Below are 16,167 nucleotides of genomic sequence, written 5' to 3'. Positions count from 1 at the left end.
GCGCGCCTATGCTGCCGTCACCGCGGCCTACTGGGCCTTCATGCTGTCGGACGGCGCGCTGCGGATGCTGGTGCTGCTGCATTTCAACGCGCTCGGCTTCACCCCGGTGCAACTCGCCTGGCTCTTCCTGCTCTACGAGGTGGCGGGCATCGTGACCAACCTTGCCGCAGGCTGGCTGGCCGCGCGTTTCGGGCTGGCGGCGACGCTCTATGGCGGGCTGGCGCTGCAGATCGGCGCGCTGGTGGCGCTGGCGCAGCTCAACCCCGGCTGGAGCGTGGCGGCCTCGGTCGCCTTCGTGATGGCGGTGCAGGGGGTTTCGGGCGTGGCCAAGGATCTGGCCAAGATGTCGTCGAAATCGGCGGTGAAGCTGCTGGCCCCGAAAGAGGAAGGCGGGCTGTTCCGCTGGGTCGCGGTGCTGACCGGCTCGAAGAACGCGGTGAAGGGGCTCGGCTTCTTTCTGGGCGCGGCGCTGCTGGCGCGCGCCGGGTTCCAGGCGGCGGTCTGGGGCATGGCGGGGGTGCTGGCGGCGATCCTGATCGCGGTGGTGCTGTTCCTGCCTGCCGGGCTGCCGGGGCGGATGAAATCGGAGGAAGGCTGGGGCGGCTGGCGCTCTGCCGATGCGCGGGTCAACCGGCTGAGCCTTGCGCGGCTGTTCCTGTTCGGTGCGCGGGATGTGTGGTTCGTGGTCGGCGTGCCGGTCTACTTCCAGTCGGTGCTGTCGGATGGCACGGCGGAGGGGCGGCGCGAGGCCTTCTTCCTGATCGGCAGCTTCCTCGCGCTCTGGATCATCGCCTATGGCGCGGTGCAGGCCTTTGCGCCGCGCATCCTCGGCGGCAAGGGCCAGCCGGAGACCGCGACGGTGCGCAAGGCGATCCTGTGGTCGGGGCTGCTGGTGCCGATCCCCTTCCTTCTGGCCGGGGCGGCGTGGCTCGGGGGCGAGCCTTCGGGCTGGCTGACGACGACGCTGGTCGGCGGGCTGCTGGTCTTCGGCTTCGTCTTCGCAATCAACTCCTCGGTGCATTCCTACCTGATCCTCGCCTTCGGCGCCGCCGAGCGGATCACCCGCGACGTGGGCTTCTACTACATGGCCAATGCAGCGGGGCGGCTGGTCGGCACGCTGCTGTCGGGCATCAGCTATCAGATCGGCGGACTGCCGCTGTGCCTTGGCACGGCGGGGGTGATGGCGCTGGCAAGCTGGCTCGCGGCGCGGCGGCTGGCCAAGCTCTGAGCGGCCTTGCCCTGCGGCACTGAGCGGCTGTGCCGCAGGGCGCGGGCTTGCCGCGGCGCCGCGGGTCGGACAGGCTTGGCCCCGCGGGGGTGAGCGGGATGTGGACAGCGATGCGCGTGGTGCTGGCAGGGGCGGCGGTGGGCCTCGTCGGCGGGCTGATCGGGCTCGGCGGTGCCGAGTTCCGCCTGCCGCTGCTGATCGGGCTCTTCGGCTTTGCCGCGCTGGAAGCGGTGATCCTGAACAAGGCGACGAGCCTGATCGTGGTGGCTTGTGCCCTGCCCTTCCGCGCGGGCAGCGTGCCGCTGGAGGAAGTCCTTGCCCAGTGGCCGATCCTGCTGAACCTGCTGGCGGGCAGTCTGGCCGGGGCGTGGTTCGGCGCGGGGATGGCGGTCAGGATGCGCTCGCGCAGTCTCTACCGGGTGCTGGCGGGGCTTCTGGTGCTGATGGCGCTGGTGCTGGGGCTGAGCCATGGCGCGACGCTTGCGGCGCCTGCGCTGCTGATCGGCTGGGCGCAGGTGCTGGCAGGGCTGGTGGCGGGGGTCGGCATCGGCATCGTCGCGGCGCTGATGGGGGTCGCCGGGGGCGAGTTGCTCATCCCGACGCTGGTGCTCCTCTTCGGGGTGGAGCTGAAGCTGGCGGGCAGCCTGTCGCTGGCGATCAGCCTGCCGACGATGCTGGTGGGCTTTGCCCGCTACAGTCTCGACGACAGTTTCTCGGTGCTGGGGCGCAACCGGGGTTTCATCGCGCTGATGGCGCTGGGCTCGGTCCTTGGCGTGGCGCTGGGGGCCCGGCTTCTGGGGCGGGTGCCGGAGGCGGTGCTGCTGCCGGTGCTGGTGGCGATCCTGCTCATCTCGGCCGTCAAGGTCTGGCGGCACCGCTGAGGCTTAGTCGGCCAGCCGCAGCGTGACGCGGCGGTTCTGCCGGCCCTTCTTCTCGATCTTGCCGATCTCGACGCGGCCGATCTCGCCGGTGCGCGCAACATGGGTGCCGCCGCAGGGCTGCAGGTCGATCTGGCCCGCGCCCTCGCCGATCCGCACCAGACGCACGCGGCCCTGCCCGGTGGGCGGCATGACCGACATGGTCTTGACGATGCCGGGATTGGCCAGAAGCTCCTCGTCGGTGATCCAGCTGTCGCTCACCGGCAGGTCGCGGTCGATCAGCGCGTTCAGCGCCTCCTCCAGCCCGGTGATGTCTTCCGGCGGCTCGGGCATGTCGAAATCGAGCCTTCCCCGCTCGGCGCCGATCTGGCCGCCGGTCACCGGCAGCGGGATGACGACCGACAGCAGATGCAGCGCGGTGTGCACCCGCATGTGGCGGTGGCGGCGGTCCCAGTCGAGGTGTTGCTGCACCTTGGCGCCCACCGGCGGCATCTCCAGCGGTTCGGCGGGAACGAGCGCCACGTCGGCGCCGGATTTCACCGTGGTGGCGATGGGCAGACGCTTGCCCTCCCAATGCAGCCAGCCGCTGTCGCCGGGCTGGCCGCCGCCGGTGGCGTAGAAGATCGAGGCGTCGATCAGGATGCCGCCCTCGGCGGTGTGGCCGGTCACGGTGGCTTCGGCCTCGCGCAGATAGGCGTCGTCGCGGAACAGGAGACGGGTCATCCGGTGGTGTCCTTCGTATCTGGCGTGGGCGGGGCTTTGGCGGGATCGGGCGGCGGCAGGCCCTGCACGAGGAAGCCTTCGCGCAGGGCTGCCATGACCTCGGCCTGCTCCTCCTCGGCCAGCCGCGCGGCATCGGCCTCGCCCGCGATCCGGGCGAGATAGTCGCGGTGGGCGTTGGAGAAGCCGATGCCCTCGCGCGCGAAGCGCTCGACGATCTGGTGGTTGATCTCGGATTTCACCTGCAGCGAGAAGTTCACGTCGCGCAGGATCACCCGGATCTCGAAGTTCATCGTCTCGCCGCCGAAACCGGCGAAGGCGACCACGGGCGGCGGGTTGAGCAGCGCCAGAGGCTGCGCCTCGGCGATGTCGCGCAGGATCTTCTCCACCTTGCGGCTGTCGGCGGTGAAGGGCACCGTGACCGGCACGATCAGGCGACCGAGCAGGTTGAAGCGGGTCCAGTTCGTCACCCGACCGGCGACGAAATCGGTATTGGGCACGATGACGTCGGTGCGGTCGAAGGTCTGGATCCGGGTGGAGCGGACCGAGATCGACTTGACGATGCCCTGTGTGGTGCCGACCTCGATCCAGTCGCCTTCGGACACCGGGCGTTCGATCAGCAGGATGATGCCCGAGACGAAGTTGGACACGATGTTCTGCAGGCCGAAACCGATACCGACCGACAGCGCACCGGCGACGATGGCGAGGCCCGAGAGGTCGATGCCTGCCGACTTGATCGCGATGAGCGCCGAGAGGAAGATGCCGAGATAGCCGACCCCCGCCACGATGGAGCGCTGCCCGCCGAGATCGACCTTGGTCTTGGGCAGAATCGAGACCTTCAGCGCCCCCTGCAGCATCCGCGTGACGCCGTAGCCGAGGGCGAAGAGCACGAGGAAGAACAGGAAGTTCGACGGCGAGATCCGGGTGGCGCCAAGCTGGAAGCCCTCGCTGAAGCGGGTCCACATCTCGGTCAGGTCGGAGATCCGTGCGCCCCAGACCAGAGCGAAGAGCGGGGTCATCGCCAGCACCAGAAGGAAGCCCACCAGCACCGGCAAGAGCGCGTCGCGGCTGTCCTCGCGCCGGGTGGCGAGGGTGTAGACATCGCCAATCAGCGTCTGCAGCACGAAGAGCAGTCCGAAGAGCCCCATCGACACCGCCGCCGGATAGACCAGCGCCGTCGAGGCCGAGACATAGCCGATCGCGGCCAGCAGCGGGCCCACCACGCCGATGGCGATGGCCCCGCGCCCCAGAAGCCCGATCAGGCGGTTGCGGTAGCTCGTGGGCTCGTCCGCCTCGGTGTCGTTGCTCTTGTGCAGGAGGCAGAGCTGGCCCAGCCGCACCAGCAGCAGCCCCGCCACCACGAGCACCGGGAAGACCAGCACCGAGGTGACGGAATTGCTCGTCTCCGCCGGTTCCAAGACGGTCAGCCGCAGCCCGTCGAGCGCGATCATCCAGCCGAAGGTGACGACGTAGAACCGCCCCTCCTTGCGCCGCTCGGGCGAGAGCTTCAGCGGCGCGCTCTGGCCGTCGATCTTGGGGAAGACCCGGAGCGACATCCAGTTGGCGGCGAAGATAAAGAAGCCGAGCGCGGGCAGCGCCTCGACGATGGCGGTGCCGCGGGTGCCGGTCATGCCCGAGAGCCCGATGGCCTGCGACAGTGCCACGATGCCGCCGACCGGCAGCAGGATCTGGCCGATGGAGACCAGAAGCGCCCAGACCTTGCCACCGCGCGCCGAGGTATGTTCCTGCAGCCGCGTGGTCAGCATCTCCATCAGGCCGCGCCCGCGCCAGAGCAGCGCGATGCCGACGACGAGCAGCACCATGATGAGCGGAAGGTTGTTGCCGAACTGGCGCCGCGCGTCGGGATTGATCGCCCGCGCCTCGCTCTCGGCATAGAGCTCCACCGCCAGCCCCGACAGCGCGCCCGCCGTCTCGGTCCAGTTGGCGGGGTTCAGCGGGGTCGGCCAGAGCTGCAGCAGCTCCTTGGTCTGGCGTTCGCGCAGCACGCGGTCGATCTCGCGGATCAGACCGTCGGCGCGGCGATGCGCCTCCTGCGCGGCGATCACCGGGGCCTGCAGCTCGGCCAGTTGGGCGGTGAGCGTGCTGCGCCGGGTGGCGATCTCGCTATCCTCGGTCGCGCCATCCGCGGGCGCCGGGCCCAGCGCCTCGATCTGCTGCTTGAGCGTGGCAATGCGGGTGGCGTTGATGTCCTGCGCCGACAGGAGCGTGGCGCGCCATTCGACCAGATAGCCGCGCATCTTCTCCAGCGCCGGGGTGACGATCGCCGGGTCGGCGATCATCTTCTCGGCGCGGGCGGCGGTGCGCTCGTAGGATTTGTAGTCGGGCGGCTCCTGCGTGTCGGTGCTTTCCGCCGGGCCCGAGGCGAGCTGGGCCTGCGCCATCGGGGCGGCGCCGAGCGCCAGCCAGAACGACAGCAGGAGAAGGGCGACGAAGCGCCCGATCCGCACCGCGCACATGGGGCGGCTCATGCGTCTTCGAAGACCGCCGGGATCGCCTGCGGCGCGTCGTCGAGCCAGTGCGGCACAGGCAGACCCTTCTCCTTGAGGAAGGCCGGGTTGAACAGCTTGGACTGGTAGCGGTTGCCGTAGTCGCAGAGGATGGTCACGATGGTGTGGCCCGGACCCATCTCCTGCGCCATGCGGATCGCGCCGGCGATGTTGACGCCCGAGGAGCCGCCGAGGCAGAGCCCCTCTTCGGCCAGCATCTCGAAGACCAGGGGCAGCGCCTCGGAATCGGGGATGCGGCAGCTGAAGTCGGGGGTGAAGCCCTCGAGGTTGGCGGTGATGCGGCCCTGGCCGATGCCCTCGGTGATCGAGTTGCCGGGCGCCTCGAGCTTGCCTTCGGTGTAGAAGGCGTGCAGCGCCGAGCCTTCGGGATCGGCGAGACCGATCTTCACGCCCTTGGGCTGCAGCGCCATGCCCATGCCGGCCAGCGTGCCGCCGGTGCCCACGGCGCAGATGAAGCCATCGACCTTGCCGCCGGTCTGTTCCCAGACCTCGGGGCCGGTGGTCTCGATATGCGACTGGCGGTTGGCCACGTTGTCGAACTGGTTGGCCCAGATCGCGCCGTTCGGCTCGGTCCGCGCCAGTGCCTCGGCCAGCCGGCCCGAGTAGCGGACGTAGTTGTTGGGGTTCTTGTAGGGCGCGGCGGGCACCTGCACCAGATGCGCCCCGGCGAGGCGCAGCATGTCCTTCTTTTCCTGGCTCTGCGTCTCGGGGATCACGATCACGGTGCGGAAGCCCATCGAGGCGCCGACCAGCGCCAGACCGATGCCCGTGTTGCCGGCCGTGCCCTCGACGATGGTGCCGCCCGGTTTCAGCAGGCCCTTGGCCACAGCGTCGCGGATGATGTGCAGCGCCGCGCGGTCCTTGACCGACTGGCCGGGGTTGAGAAACTCGCATTTGCCGAGGATCTCGCAGCCGGTCATCTCCGACGCCTTCCGCAACCGGATGAGGGGCGTGTTGCCGATGGTTTCGGCTAGATCCTTGAATACCCGCATGGGCGCGTCCTCCGAGCTTTGGCCTTCTGTGTAGGGGGGCCGGAGCGGGAACTCAAGAACCCGCACCATGCCAAGGCCGAAGCCCGCCAATGCTCAGGCCGCACCGGGCCGCAGCCGCGCCCGCTCGCGCTCGAGCCAGAGCACGCTGAGCATGAGCGGGGCGTTGCAGATCTCGCCGCTGTCCATCAGCGCGCGCAGCCGCTCGAAGGGCAGGAGATGGCCGCGGATGTCCTCGGCCTCGCCCTCTACGCCGAAGACCCCCGCCGCATCGTCGGGCAGGTCGCAGAGCGCCACGAAGGAATAGAGGTATTCGGCCTTGGCCCCCGGCGAGGGATAGTAGTTGCCGACCGGCAGCAGCGCGCCCAGAGCCACGCCCGCCTCCTCCACCGCCTCGCGGCGCGCGGCCTGTTCCGGCGTCTCGCCCGGGTCGATCCGGCCAGCGATGGCCTCCAGGAGCCAGGGCTGCCGGTCGCCGCGGGCGAAGGGGCCGGGGCGGAACTGCTCGACCAGCAGCACCCGGTCGCGCGCAGGGTCGTAGGGCAGCACCGTCACCGCGTCGCCCGAGAGGAACACCGCCCGCGTCACCGTCTCGCTGAGCCCGCCGTCGAACTGGCGGAAGGCGAGGTCGTATTCCTCGACCGCGAAGAAATGCGCATAGGGCTGGCGATGCGCGGTGATCGCGAGATCGTCGGAGGATGTCGTGCGGCGCAGCGTGGCGGGCGGGGCTTCGCTCTGGGCCCGGGCGCGGCTGCCGCCCCGCACCAGCATCAGCCTGTAGCGCGGCGCCACTTCCTCGGCGGGGGCCTGACCGTAAAGCCGCATCACGTCGCCCGCGGTGGCAAGCACGGTCGGCCCCCATGTCGCCTGCCAGACCTCGGCCTGCCACGGCTCGCCCGCACCGCCGCCCCAGGTGAGGCCGGGGACGACCGTCAGCGGCGAGAGCCCGCAGACGCTCTGGTAGAAGTCGAGCCGCGCCAGCGCCGCGGCATCGAGCGTGAGGCTGAGCCCCTCCACCGTCTCGCCCGGGGCGGCGACCAGCGTCACCACCGCGCCGCGCTCCCGCAGCCCGTGATCCGCCAGCCGCGCCGGAACGCCCGGCAGCGCCCGCCCCAGCACGACCTGCCGCAGCCGGTCCTCGACCAGCGGCCCGTAGAGAAACACCTGTGTCATGCGATCAGCGCCACCTCTGGCTGGCCCATTCCGCCAGCCAGCCGCCGAAGATCCCGCCCAGCAGCAAGGCCGCCAGAACCTCGGGCATCAGCACCAGCTGGCCATAGCTCAGCATCCAGGAAAAGACCGACTGCAGCGCCTCGATCGGGCCGTCATAGACCATCCGCGTCGACTCGCGCAGCATCCGGTAGACGGAGAACACCAGAAGCGCCCAGAAGGTGATGGTGACCGAGGTCCGCACCCCCGTCCCCATCGAGGCCATCGTGCCCCGCCCCGCCAGCGCGCCCGAGACGCGCCAGCCGCAGATCACCCCGAGCGCCGCACAGACCGGCCCGAGCAGCCCGGTCGGCGTGCCCTCGGGCAGATACTGGCGGTAGATGCCGGCGGCGAGATAGGCGACAGCGGCAAAGGCCACGGCGGCGAACAGTTTGGCGGCTGTCGGCATCTTCGTCCTGTCCGGGCGGCCTAGTCGGCGCGGGTTACCGTGATCTGCGTCACGTCGCAGTTACCGCCCTGGAATGCCCCCGCGCAAGAGGTGAGGTAGAAATTCCACATGCGGCGAAAGCGGTCGTCGAAGCCCATGCGGGCGATGTCGGACCAGCGGTGGTTGAAGGTCTCGTGCCAGCGGCGCAGCGTCAGGCTGTAGCTGTCGCCGAACTCGATCGAATGGGCGACGCGCAGGCCCGCGCGCTGCACCTCCTGCCGCAGGGCGCCGGGCGAGGGCAGCATGCCGCCCGGGAAGATGTATTTCTGGATGAAATCCACGCCGCGCTTGTAGACCTCCCAGCGCGCATCCGGCACGGTGATGATCTGCAGCGTCGCCTTGCCGCCGGGCTTCAGCCGCTCGCGCAGGGTGGAGAAATAGACCGGCCAGTATTTCTCGCCCACCGCCTCGAACATCTCGATGCTGGCGATGCCGTCGTAGGTGCCGCGCTCGTCGCGGTAATCCTGCAGCTTGATCTCGACCAGATCCGACAGCCCGGCCTCGGCGATGCGGGCCACGGCATAGTCGTATTGCGCCTGGCTGATGGTGAGCCCGGTCACCCGCAGCCCGCGTTCGCGCGCCGCATATTCGGCAAAGCCGCCCCAGCCGCAGCCGATCTCAAGCACATGATCGCCGGGCTGCGCGCCCATCTGATCGACCATGCTGGCATATTTCAGCCGCTGCGCACCCTCGAGGCTCTCCTGCCCGGTGCGGAACAGCGCCGAGGAATAGGTCATGCTCTCGTCGAGCCAGAGGGAGTAGAAGGCGTTGCCCAGATCGTAGTGGCTGGCGATATTCTTCTTGGCCTGCCGCCGCGAATTGCCGCGCAGCCAGTGGCGCAGCCCCTCGAAGGCGCGCACCAGACGCATGCCCGGGAAGGCGTCGTAGACGGTGTTGTTGCCGACATGCACGAGATCCATGAAGGCCTGCAGGTCCGAGGTGGACCACCAGCCCTCGAGATAGGCTTCGGAAAAGCCCAGATCGCCCTCGCGGATCAGCCGGGCGAAGAGGTCGGGGTTGTGGATCTCCAGATCCGCCACTGGGCCGGGATGCTTGCCCTCCACCCGGAAACGACGCCCGTCGTCCAGCACGAAGTCGATGCGGCCATGCTCCAGCCGCTGCATCACGTCGAAGACGGCGTGGAAGTAGCGGGGCAGGTTGCTCTGGCCCTTGGTGCTTGTCAGGATGGTCATGGGATCCCCGGTGTTTCGGTCATTCTGGCGCAAAGCGCCGGTGTTTCTCAAGCGTTTCTCGCGGCATAGGCCGCCAGCGCACGGTCACGGCCCTCGGCCAGACCGATCATCGGCGCAGGATAGGCGGCCTTGGGCGAGAGCCCCCAGCGCCGCGGCGCGGCCTCGAAGAAGTCGAGCGCCTCGCGCCCCGGATGCCGCGCCAGCTCCGCGATGAAGCGGTGGCGATAGGCGGCGTCAGGGTCGAACTTCTCGGCCTGCGTCGCCGGGTTGAAGATGCGGAAATAGGGCGAGGCATCGGGCCCCGAGCCCGCCACCCATTGCCAGCCCAGCGCGTTCGAGGCCGGGTCCCAGTCGATCAGGCACTCCTCGAACCAGGCCTGCCCGACGCGCCAGTCGGTCAGCAGGTGCTTGGTCAGATAGCTCGCCGCGATCAGCCGGGCGCGGTTGTGCATCGTGCCGGTCACGAACATCTCGCGCATCGCCGCATCGACGAAGGGCTCGCCGGTCATGCCGCGCCGCCAACGCTCGGCATCGTCGCTGTCGCCGCGCCAAGCGAAGCTCTGCCAGTCGTTCCGCCAGTTCTCGCTGGCGATCTGCGGCGTGTGGTGCAGCAGGTGATAGGAGAACTCGCGCCAGACCACTTCCTTGAGGAATTTCTCCGCCCCCGGCACGCCCTCGTGCAGCGCCCGCATCCCGGCGTGCCAGATCGCCCGCGGCGTGATCTCGCCATAGGTCAGATGCTCGGAGAGGCGCGAGGTCGCCTCGACCCCCGGCAGATCGCGGGCCTCGGCATAGCGCTCCAGCCGCGCGTCGAGAAAGCCCCGCAGACGCGCCTGCGCCGCCGCCTCGCCGACGCTGGCATAGCGCGCGACCACGGCTGCGCCGCGTTGCATCGATGCGCCCATCCGCCAGTCTTCCAGCCGATCGCTTTCCGGCCATTGGGCGGGCGCGGGCAGCCGCTTCGGCACGGGCAGCGCATCGGCCACCGGACGCTGCCGCACCGCGTTCCAGTAGGGCGTGTAGACCTTGTAGAACCCGCCCTGCCCGGTCTGCACCTCCCAGGGCTCGTGCAGCAGATGCCCGGCATGGCTCTCCGCCGAGAGCCCCCCGGCCCGCAGCGCGGCCTTCACCTGCCGGTCGCGTGCCACCGAGGCCGGATCGTAGAGCCGCGACCAGCGCACGCCCTCGGCCCCGGTCTCGCGCGCCAATGCCTGCAGGACCTCCAGCGCCGGGCCGCGCCGCAGCACCAGCCGGCTGCCCAGCGCCTCAAGCGCGCGGGCAAAAGCTGCAATCCCCTCGCCCAGCCGCCATTTCGCCGCCGCCCCGATCGCCTCGGTCTCGGGGTCGAGGATGAAGACGGGCAGCAGCGGCCTGCCGCTGTCGAGAGCGGCAGCGAGCATCGGATGGTCGGCCAGCCGCAGATCGCGTCGGAACCAGAGAAGCAGCGGTTGGTCGGGCATGGATCGGGGAACTCTCGAAATTTCACAAGACTTACGCAGCATTGCCCGTCGCGGATCACTCGGCCGTCTTCTTGGCGCAAATACTCGCAGGGGAGCCGTATCGCGGCGAGGGGGGTGGCAGGCCCCCTGCCCGGCTCAGGCCGACAGCACCTCGTCCAGAGCCAGCATCAGCTTGGCCACCTCGGCCTGCGAGGTGTAATGCACGAAGCTCAGCCGCAGCACCCCCCGGCCCAGATCGACGCCCATCGCCTCGAGCGGACGCCCGGCATAGAAATCGCCGCCTCCCGCCATGATGCCCTTGGCCGCCAGCGCCGCCGCCACCGGCTCGGCCGGGCCATCGAGCGCCACGGCCACCGTCGGCGCGCGGCTCTCGGCCTGCCGCGGGCCGATCAGCCGCAGGTCGTTGCGCGCGGCGAGCTGGTCGAGCAGCGGCTGCAACAGCCGCACCTCCTGCGCCCGCATCAGCCCGTGCACCGCGCGGTTGCGCGCCGTCGCATCCGGCTCGGGCGCGAAGTGATGCGCGTGGACGTCGTCGATGTAATCGGCCATCCCGGCGCAGGCCGCGATCTGCGCATGGTCCGGCCCGGCGGGGGTGAAACGCTTGGAGAGCGTGCCCGCGTTGAACCAGTGACCCTGCGCGGGCAGGAGCTCGCCGAAGCCGCGGCGGATCACCATGATCCCCTGATGCGGCCCGTAGGTCTTGTAGGCCGAGAAGAGATAGACATCGGCCCCGAGCGCCGCCATGTCGGGGAAACCATGCGGCGCGTAGCTCACCCCGTCAACGCAGGTGAAGGCCCCCGCCGCCCGCGCCATGCCGCAGATCCGGGCCACCGGGTTGATCTCGCCCACCACGTTGGAGCAATGCGGGAAGCAGACCAGCTTCACCCGCCCGTCCTCCAGCACCCGACCCAGCGCCGCCGGGTCGAGATGCCCCGTCTCGGGGTCGATGCGCCATTCGCGCACCTCGATCCCCTCCTCCGCCAGCCGCCGCCAGACGCCGGAATTGGCCTCGTGATCCTGATTGGTCACCACCACCGCACCGCCGGTCCCGGCAAGCCACTTGCGCACCGCCTGCGCCAGCACGAAGGTATTGGCGCTGGTCGAGGGCCCGAAAGAGACCTCTTCCGCCTCCACCCCCATCAGCGCCGCCAGCCGCGCCCGCGCCTGATCCATCTCCTCGCCGCCGAGCCGCGAGGCCTCGTAGGGCGCATAGGGCTGCACCTTGCGCTGGCGGTAGAAGCGGAACAGCCGGTCGATCACCGGCCGGCAGGTGTAGGACCCCCCGGCATTCTCGAAGAAGGCCTGCCCGTCGAGGGCGGCCTCCTGGAAGGCGGGGAACTGGGCGCGGACGAAATCGGTGTCGAGGACGGTCATGGACTCTCCGGGAAGGGGCCGCGCGGGGGCAGGCTGCGGCGGCAGGCGTCGCGGGGGCGACCGGCAAACGCTAGCCAGCCGCCCGGAGGATGACAAGCGCCGCGCTCAGGGGCGGGTGTCTCAGGCCCTGACGTCCACGACGACGCGGCCCTGCACCTCGCCCTTCAGGATCGCGGCGCCGAGTGCCGGCAGCTCGGCCAGCGTGGCGGGCCGGATCATCGTCTCCAGCCGGTCGAGCGGCAGGTCGCGGGCGATCCGCTCCCAGGCGCGGACCCGGCCCGGCATCGGCTTCATCACTGAGTCGATGCCGAGAAGGTTCACCCCGCGCAGGATGAAGGGCACCACCGAGGCCGGCAGCGCCGTGCCGCCCGCGAGCCCGACGGCAGCGACCGAGGCGCCGTATTTCATCTGCCCCAAGACCCGCGCCAGCATAGCCCCGCCCACGGCATCGACGCAGCCCGCCCAGGTCTCGCTTTCCAGCGGGCGCTTCACCGTCTCGGCCAGATCGGCGCGCGGCACGATGCGCGCGGCGCCGAGATCGCGCAGATAGGCCTCCGTCTCGGGCCGCCCGGTGACCGCCGCCACCTCGTAGCCGAGCGAGGCCAGCAGCGCCGTGGCAACCGAGCCGACACCGCCCGCAGCCCCCGTCACCAGCACCTCGCCTTGGTCAGGAGAGAGGCCGTGATCCTCCAGCGCCAGCACCGCCAGCATCGCGGTAAAGCCCGCCGTGCCCACCGCCATCGCGGCGCGGGTGCTCAGCGCCTCGGGCAGCTTCACCAGCCAGTCGGCCTTCACCCGCGCCTTGGTGGCATAGCCGCCCCAGCGCGTCTCGCCCACCCGCCAGCCGGTCAGCACCACCCGGTCGCCCGGCGCGAAACGGGCGTCGTCCGAGCTTTCCACCACGCCGGCGAAATCGATGCCCGGCACATGCGGCCAGCTTTTGACCAGCCCGCCGCCCGCGCCTAGGCAGAGCCCGTCCTTGTAGTTCAGCGTCGAATATTCGACCGCCACCGTCACCCCGCCCTCGGGCAGCCGGTCGTCCGGCAGATCCTGCAGGCTGGCTTGCGCCACACCCTCCGCATCCTTCTCGACCAGCAGTGCCCTGAACATCGCATCCTCCTTCGTCTTCCGCCCAAGATTTGGGCACTTCCTCCGCGCGGCCTTCAAGCCGTCGTGATCCCGGCTCTTGCGCATCGCCGGGCCATGGCGCGAGGCCGACTGTGCAATAAGTGCTTGAGACAGCACCAGTGCTATTCTAGCGTCCTCTTACCCCCCGGCCAGCGCGGCGATGCGAGGCCGGTGTCTGCAATCATACGAGGAGCCCCAATGATCCGCCGCACGTCCCTTCTGGCCAGCGCCGCGTTTGCCGTTACCCTGCCCGCCTTCGCCGCGGATTCCGATCTGATCGTCTTCGACTGGGCCGGGTTCGAGGACAAGAACCTGCTCGCGGATTACATCGCGAAGCACAACGACACGCCGACCTATGCCTTCTACGGCGACGATGACGAGGCCTTCCAGAAGGTCTCCTCCGGCTTCAAGGCCGATGTGGCGCATCCCTGCTCGCAGATGGTGTCGAAATACCGCGATGCGGGGCTGATCGAGCCCTGGGACGTGAGCAAGATCCCGGAATACGCCAATATCGCGCCGCGCTTCACCGACTCCGAGATCTTCAAGGATGATACCGGCGTCTGGTACATCCCGACCGATTACGCCTACACCGCCATCGCCTACAACACCGAGGCCGTCCCGGCCGAGGAGGTCTCCACCCTGCAGGTCTTCCTCGACCCGAAATACCAGGGCCGGATCTCGCTGCCCGACAACACCGACGACATCTGGTCGCTGGCCCTGCTGGCCACCGGCGTCACCGACTGGACCAACGTGACGGACGAGCAGTTCACCGCCGCCGCCGACTGGCTGCGTCAGGCGCATGCCAATGTCCGCGCCTATTGGGCCGACCCGTCGGAGCTGGCGCAGCTGATGGCGACGGGCGAGGTGCAGGTGGCCTGGTCCTGGAACGACTCGATCGCGCTGATGCGGGACGAGGGCTTCCCGGTCGGCTTCCAGCGTCAGGCCAAGGAAGGCGCGGCGACCTGGTTCTGCGGCTACGTCAACTTCAAGGACGCGCCCGGCAGCGAGGACAAGGCCTACGACTTCATCAACTCCTGGCTTGCGCATCCCTCGGCCAAGGGCCTGCTCGAGGGCTTCGGCTATGCCCATGCCAATGACGCCGCCATGGCCGAGATCTCCGAAGAGGAACTGGTCGCGGCCGACGTGAACCCGATCGACACCACCCTGCTGGCCCAGACCCCGATCGCGCCGGAAATGCGCGACCGGATGCTGCAGGAATTCGAGATGATCAAGTCGGGCTTCTGATCGACGCAATCCACCGATGCGCCGCCCCTCACCGGGGCGGCGTTTTGCGCCTGCACCCTTGCCACCCTCCCCCGCAATCCCATATCTGGGGCGGAGAGGACGACCTCCCCCCGCCACGGGGCACCGCTCGGGACGGCCCGGACCTGCAAAGGAAGGGCCAAACCATGCGCACCACCCGCGACCGCATCCGCCACGCCACAGGCTTCGAGCTGATCGGCCTCGCCCTCGTGACCCCTCTGGGCATGATCGCCTTCGGCAAGCCGCTGCACGAGATCGGCGCCATCGCCGTGATCGGCGCGACGCTGGCGATGCTCTGGACCTATATCTACAACATCGGCTTCGACCATCTGATGCAGCGCCTCACGGGCGGCACGCAGAAGACCCTGCCGCAGCGCATCGCCCATGCGGTGCTGTTCGAGCTGGGGCTTTTGCTGGTGCTGCTGCCGGTGATCGCCTGGTGGCTCGGCATCACGCTCTGGGAGGCGCTGGTGATGGATGCGGCCTTCGCCTTGTTCTACATGGTCTATGCGCTGGTCTACAACTGGGCCTACGACCGGCTGTTCCCGCTGCCCGAATGGCAGAACGCCCGCGGCTGAGGCCAGACGGACTCCCCTTGCGCCCGCCCCGCCCCCGACCTACATTCAGCCTGTCACGGGCAACCGTGACTATGGCGATAAACGCACCCGTAATAAACGGATCGGACCCGGGGGCGGTACCCGGCGGCTCCACCAGACTTTCCCCGCGTTGGGGGCGGAGGGGGCCGAAACAGGATCGACGAACGTCTAAAGGGGCCAGCTTTTGCTCGGTGAGGTACCACCGTTATCGGTCCGCAAGTACAGTTGCCAACGACAACCGTGCTCCGATGGCTCTGGCTGCGTAAGCAGTTCGAGTTATCGAAACTTAAGCCCTTGCGCTTAGCCGCGTAAGGCGGGGTTCGCAGGTACCTGGCAACAGAAACCTGCACTAAATCCCCCTTCTCCCGGATGGTCGCGCAGCCCGTTTCGGGCAGCCCTCGCGCCTTCGCAGCGCCCGCCCCTTCCTCTCCCGCGACTGACCGCACTTGCCTTGCGCAGGCTTCAGCCGCAGGCTGGCGCGATGCTGCGCTGTCTCGCCCTCGCCCTCTGCCTGGCCCACCCCGCCCGCGCCTGCGAGACGGCGCTGCTTCTGGCCATCGACATCTCCGGCTCGATCGACGCGGGGGAATATGCGCTGCAGGTAGAGGGTCTTGCCGATGCGCTGGACGACCCCGAGGTGGCCGAGGTGCTGCAGCGGGGTCAGGTGGCGCTGGCCGTGGTGCAATGGTCGGGCGTGGGGCGGCAGGCGCTGGTGCTGCCCTGGCGGCGGATGCTGTCGGGCGCCGAGATCGCGCGCTTCGCCGAGGCCGCCCGCGGCCTGCCCCGCGCCTTCACCGCCTCGGATACGGCAGTGGGCGAGGCGATCGGCTTCTCCCTCGACCAGTTCGACGCCGTCGCGGATTGCAAGCGCCGCGTCATCGACATCTCCGGCGACGGGCCGGAGAATGCGGGCTACACCGTCGGCCGCGCCCGCAGCGCCGCGCAGGCCGCCGGGGTCGAGATCAACGCCATCGCCATCGAGGACATGGGGCCCTCCGCCCCGATCACCGCCTTCTACAGCCGCCTCGTCGTCACGCGCGGCGGTTTCGTGATGACCGCCCGCGGCCTGCAGGACTATCCGCGGGCCATCCGCGCCAAGATCCTGCGCGAGTTGGAAAAGCCGGCAAGCTGAGCTTGCGCTGTCACAATCCGC

At 69.4% G+C, this 16,167-nt stretch carries 14 protein-coding genes and 1 other RNA gene; 6 read left to right on the top strand and 9 right to left on the bottom strand.

The genetic code is table 11. The annotated features are described in order from the left end of the window. The first annotated feature begins 40 nt into the window (after positions 1–40). Both arsJ and AC3A5Z_RS19305 read left to right on the top strand, forming a co-directional pair. A complete protein-coding gene (gene arsJ / locus AC3A5Z_RS19310; RefSeq protein ID WP_487520972.1) occupies positions 41–1,228 on the top strand; it encodes an organoarsenical effux MFS transporter ArsJ in 1,188 nt (395 codons plus the stop codon). A gap of 98 nt (positions 1,229–1,326) precedes the next feature. After that, the gene (locus tag AC3A5Z_RS19305; protein ID WP_487520929.1) at positions 1,327–2,109 is read left to right on the top strand and encodes a sulfite exporter TauE/SafE family protein; all 783 of its coding nucleotides are present in this window, start codon (positions 1,327–1,329) and stop codon (positions 2,107–2,109) included. Positions 2,110–2,112: 3 nt separating this feature from the next. Here AC3A5Z_RS19305 and AC3A5Z_RS19300 read toward each other — a convergent pair whose 3' ends face one another. From AC3A5Z_RS19300 to AC3A5Z_RS19260, 9 genes are all read right to left on the bottom strand, one after another. Next, positions 2,113–2,829: an alanyl-tRNA editing protein gene (locus tag AC3A5Z_RS19300; RefSeq protein ID WP_487520928.1), complete on the bottom strand. Its 717-nt coding sequence runs from the start codon at positions 2,827–2,829 to the stop codon at positions 2,113–2,115. Beyond that, complete coding sequence (locus AC3A5Z_RS19295; RefSeq protein ID WP_487520927.1) at positions 2,826–5,315, bottom strand: DUF3772 domain-containing protein; 2,490 nt, start codon at positions 5,313–5,315, stop codon at positions 2,826–2,828. The genes AC3A5Z_RS19300 and AC3A5Z_RS19295 overlap by 4 nt, the downstream gene beginning before the upstream one ends. Further along, a complete protein-coding gene (locus AC3A5Z_RS19290; protein ID WP_487520926.1) occupies positions 5,312–6,346 on the bottom strand; it encodes a cysteine synthase A in 1,035 nt (344 codons plus the stop codon). The genes AC3A5Z_RS19295 and AC3A5Z_RS19290 overlap by 4 nt, the downstream gene beginning before the upstream one ends. Before the next feature lie 93 nt (positions 6,347–6,439). Continuing rightward, positions 6,440–7,516, bottom strand: coding sequence for an NUDIX domain-containing protein (locus AC3A5Z_RS19285; RefSeq protein ID WP_487520925.1), 1,077 nt, complete (start codon positions 7,514–7,516; stop codon positions 6,440–6,442). A gap of 4 nt (positions 7,517–7,520) precedes the next feature. Then, complete coding sequence (locus AC3A5Z_RS19280; RefSeq protein WP_487520924.1) at positions 7,521–7,961, bottom strand: TrgA family protein; 441 nt, start codon at positions 7,959–7,961, stop codon at positions 7,521–7,523. Positions 7,962–7,981: 20 nt separating this feature from the next. Beyond that, positions 7,982–9,193: a class I SAM-dependent methyltransferase gene (locus AC3A5Z_RS19275; protein WP_487520923.1), complete on the bottom strand. Its 1,212-nt coding sequence runs from the start codon at positions 9,191–9,193 to the stop codon at positions 7,982–7,984. A 47-nt stretch (positions 9,194–9,240) separates the two neighbouring features. Next, entirely contained in the window at positions 9,241–10,653 is a 1,413-nt protein-coding gene (locus AC3A5Z_RS19270; RefSeq protein WP_487520922.1) for a cryptochrome/photolyase family protein, read from the bottom strand. Between the two features lie 135 nt (positions 10,654–10,788). After that, positions 10,789–12,027, bottom strand: coding sequence for an aminotransferase class V-fold PLP-dependent enzyme (locus tag AC3A5Z_RS19265; protein ID WP_487520921.1), 1,239 nt, complete (start codon positions 12,025–12,027; stop codon positions 10,789–10,791). Between the two features lie 120 nt (positions 12,028–12,147). Then, positions 12,148–13,137 carry an MDR family oxidoreductase gene (locus tag AC3A5Z_RS19260; protein WP_487520920.1) on the bottom strand — a complete coding sequence of 330 codons (990 nt, stop codon included), beginning with the start codon at positions 13,135–13,137 and terminating at the stop codon, positions 12,148–12,150. A gap of 216 nt (positions 13,138–13,353) precedes the next feature. On the opposite strand from AC3A5Z_RS19260, the gene AC3A5Z_RS19255 reads away from it, so the two are divergent. The 4 genes from AC3A5Z_RS19255 (at position 13,354) to AC3A5Z_RS19240 (ending at position 16,146) form a co-directional block, all read left to right on the top strand. Further along, positions 13,354–14,400 carry an ABC transporter substrate-binding protein gene (locus AC3A5Z_RS19255; RefSeq protein ID WP_487520919.1) on the top strand — a complete coding sequence of 349 codons (1,047 nt, stop codon included), beginning with the start codon at positions 13,354–13,356 and terminating at the stop codon, positions 14,398–14,400. A gap of 164 nt (positions 14,401–14,564) precedes the next feature. Beyond that, positions 14,565–14,996, top strand: a complete 432-nt coding sequence (locus AC3A5Z_RS19250; protein WP_487520918.1) for a PACE efflux transporter — start codon at positions 14,565–14,567, stop codon at positions 14,994–14,996. A 13-nt stretch (positions 14,997–15,009) separates the two neighbouring features. Then, positions 15,010–15,365: a transfer-messenger RNA gene (gene ssrA, locus AC3A5Z_RS19245) on the top strand. Between the two features lie 130 nt (positions 15,366–15,495). Continuing rightward, complete coding sequence (locus AC3A5Z_RS19240) at positions 15,496–16,146, top strand: DUF1194 domain-containing protein (protein ID WP_487520917.1); 651 nt, start codon at positions 15,496–15,498, stop codon at positions 16,144–16,146. The last annotated feature ends 21 nt before the right edge of the window (positions 16,147–16,167 follow it).

The sequence above is a fragment of the Cereibacter sp. Soil_C_27 genome, assembly GCF_057657095.1.
The sequence above is the reverse complement of the archived record's forward strand: the minus strand, read 5'-3'. Positions and strand labels throughout refer to the sequence as shown.

Bases quoted from the DNA above. Each gene is read 5' to 3' on its own strand.
- arsJ (WP_487520972.1), top strand. From the start codon at position 41: ATGCTGTCGGACGGCGCGCTGCGGATGCTGGTGCTGCTGCATTTCAAC.
- AC3A5Z_RS19305 (WP_487520929.1), top strand. From the start codon at position 1,327: ATGTGGACAGCGATGCGCGTGGTGCTGGCAGGGGCGGCGGTGGGCCTC.
- AC3A5Z_RS19300 (WP_487520928.1), bottom strand. From the start codon at position 2,829: ATGACCCGTCTCCTGTTCCGCGACGACGCCTATCTGCGCGAGGCCGAA.
- AC3A5Z_RS19295 (WP_487520927.1), bottom strand. From the start codon at position 5,315: ATGAGCCGCCCCATGTGCGCGGTGCGGATCGGGCGCTTCGTCGCCCTT.
- AC3A5Z_RS19290 (WP_487520926.1), bottom strand. From the start codon at position 6,346: ATGCGGGTATTCAAGGATCTAGCCGAAACCATCGGCAACACGCCCCTC.
- AC3A5Z_RS19285 (WP_487520925.1), bottom strand. From the start codon at position 7,516: ATGACACAGGTGTTTCTCTACGGGCCGCTGGTCGAGGACCGGCTGCGG.
- AC3A5Z_RS19280 (WP_487520924.1), bottom strand. From the start codon at position 7,961: ATGCCGACAGCCGCCAAACTGTTCGCCGCCGTGGCCTTTGCCGCTGTC.
- AC3A5Z_RS19275 (WP_487520923.1), bottom strand. From the start codon at position 9,193: ATGACCATCCTGACAAGCACCAAGGGCCAGAGCAACCTGCCCCGCTAC.
- AC3A5Z_RS19270 (WP_487520922.1), bottom strand. From the start codon at position 10,653: ATGCCCGACCAACCGCTGCTTCTCTGGTTCCGACGCGATCTGCGGCTG.
- AC3A5Z_RS19265 (WP_487520921.1), bottom strand. From the start codon at position 12,027: ATGACCGTCCTCGACACCGATTTCGTCCGCGCCCAGTTCCCCGCCTTC.
- AC3A5Z_RS19260 (WP_487520920.1), bottom strand. From the start codon at position 13,137: ATGTTCAGGGCACTGCTGGTCGAGAAGGATGCGGAGGGTGTGGCGCAA.
- AC3A5Z_RS19255 (WP_487520919.1), top strand. From the start codon at position 13,354: ATGATCCGCCGCACGTCCCTTCTGGCCAGCGCCGCGTTTGCCGTTACC.
- AC3A5Z_RS19250 (WP_487520918.1), top strand. From the start codon at position 14,565: ATGCGCACCACCCGCGACCGCATCCGCCACGCCACAGGCTTCGAGCTG.
- AC3A5Z_RS19240 (WP_487520917.1), top strand. From the start codon at position 15,496: ATGCTGCGCTGTCTCGCCCTCGCCCTCTGCCTGGCCCACCCCGCCCGC.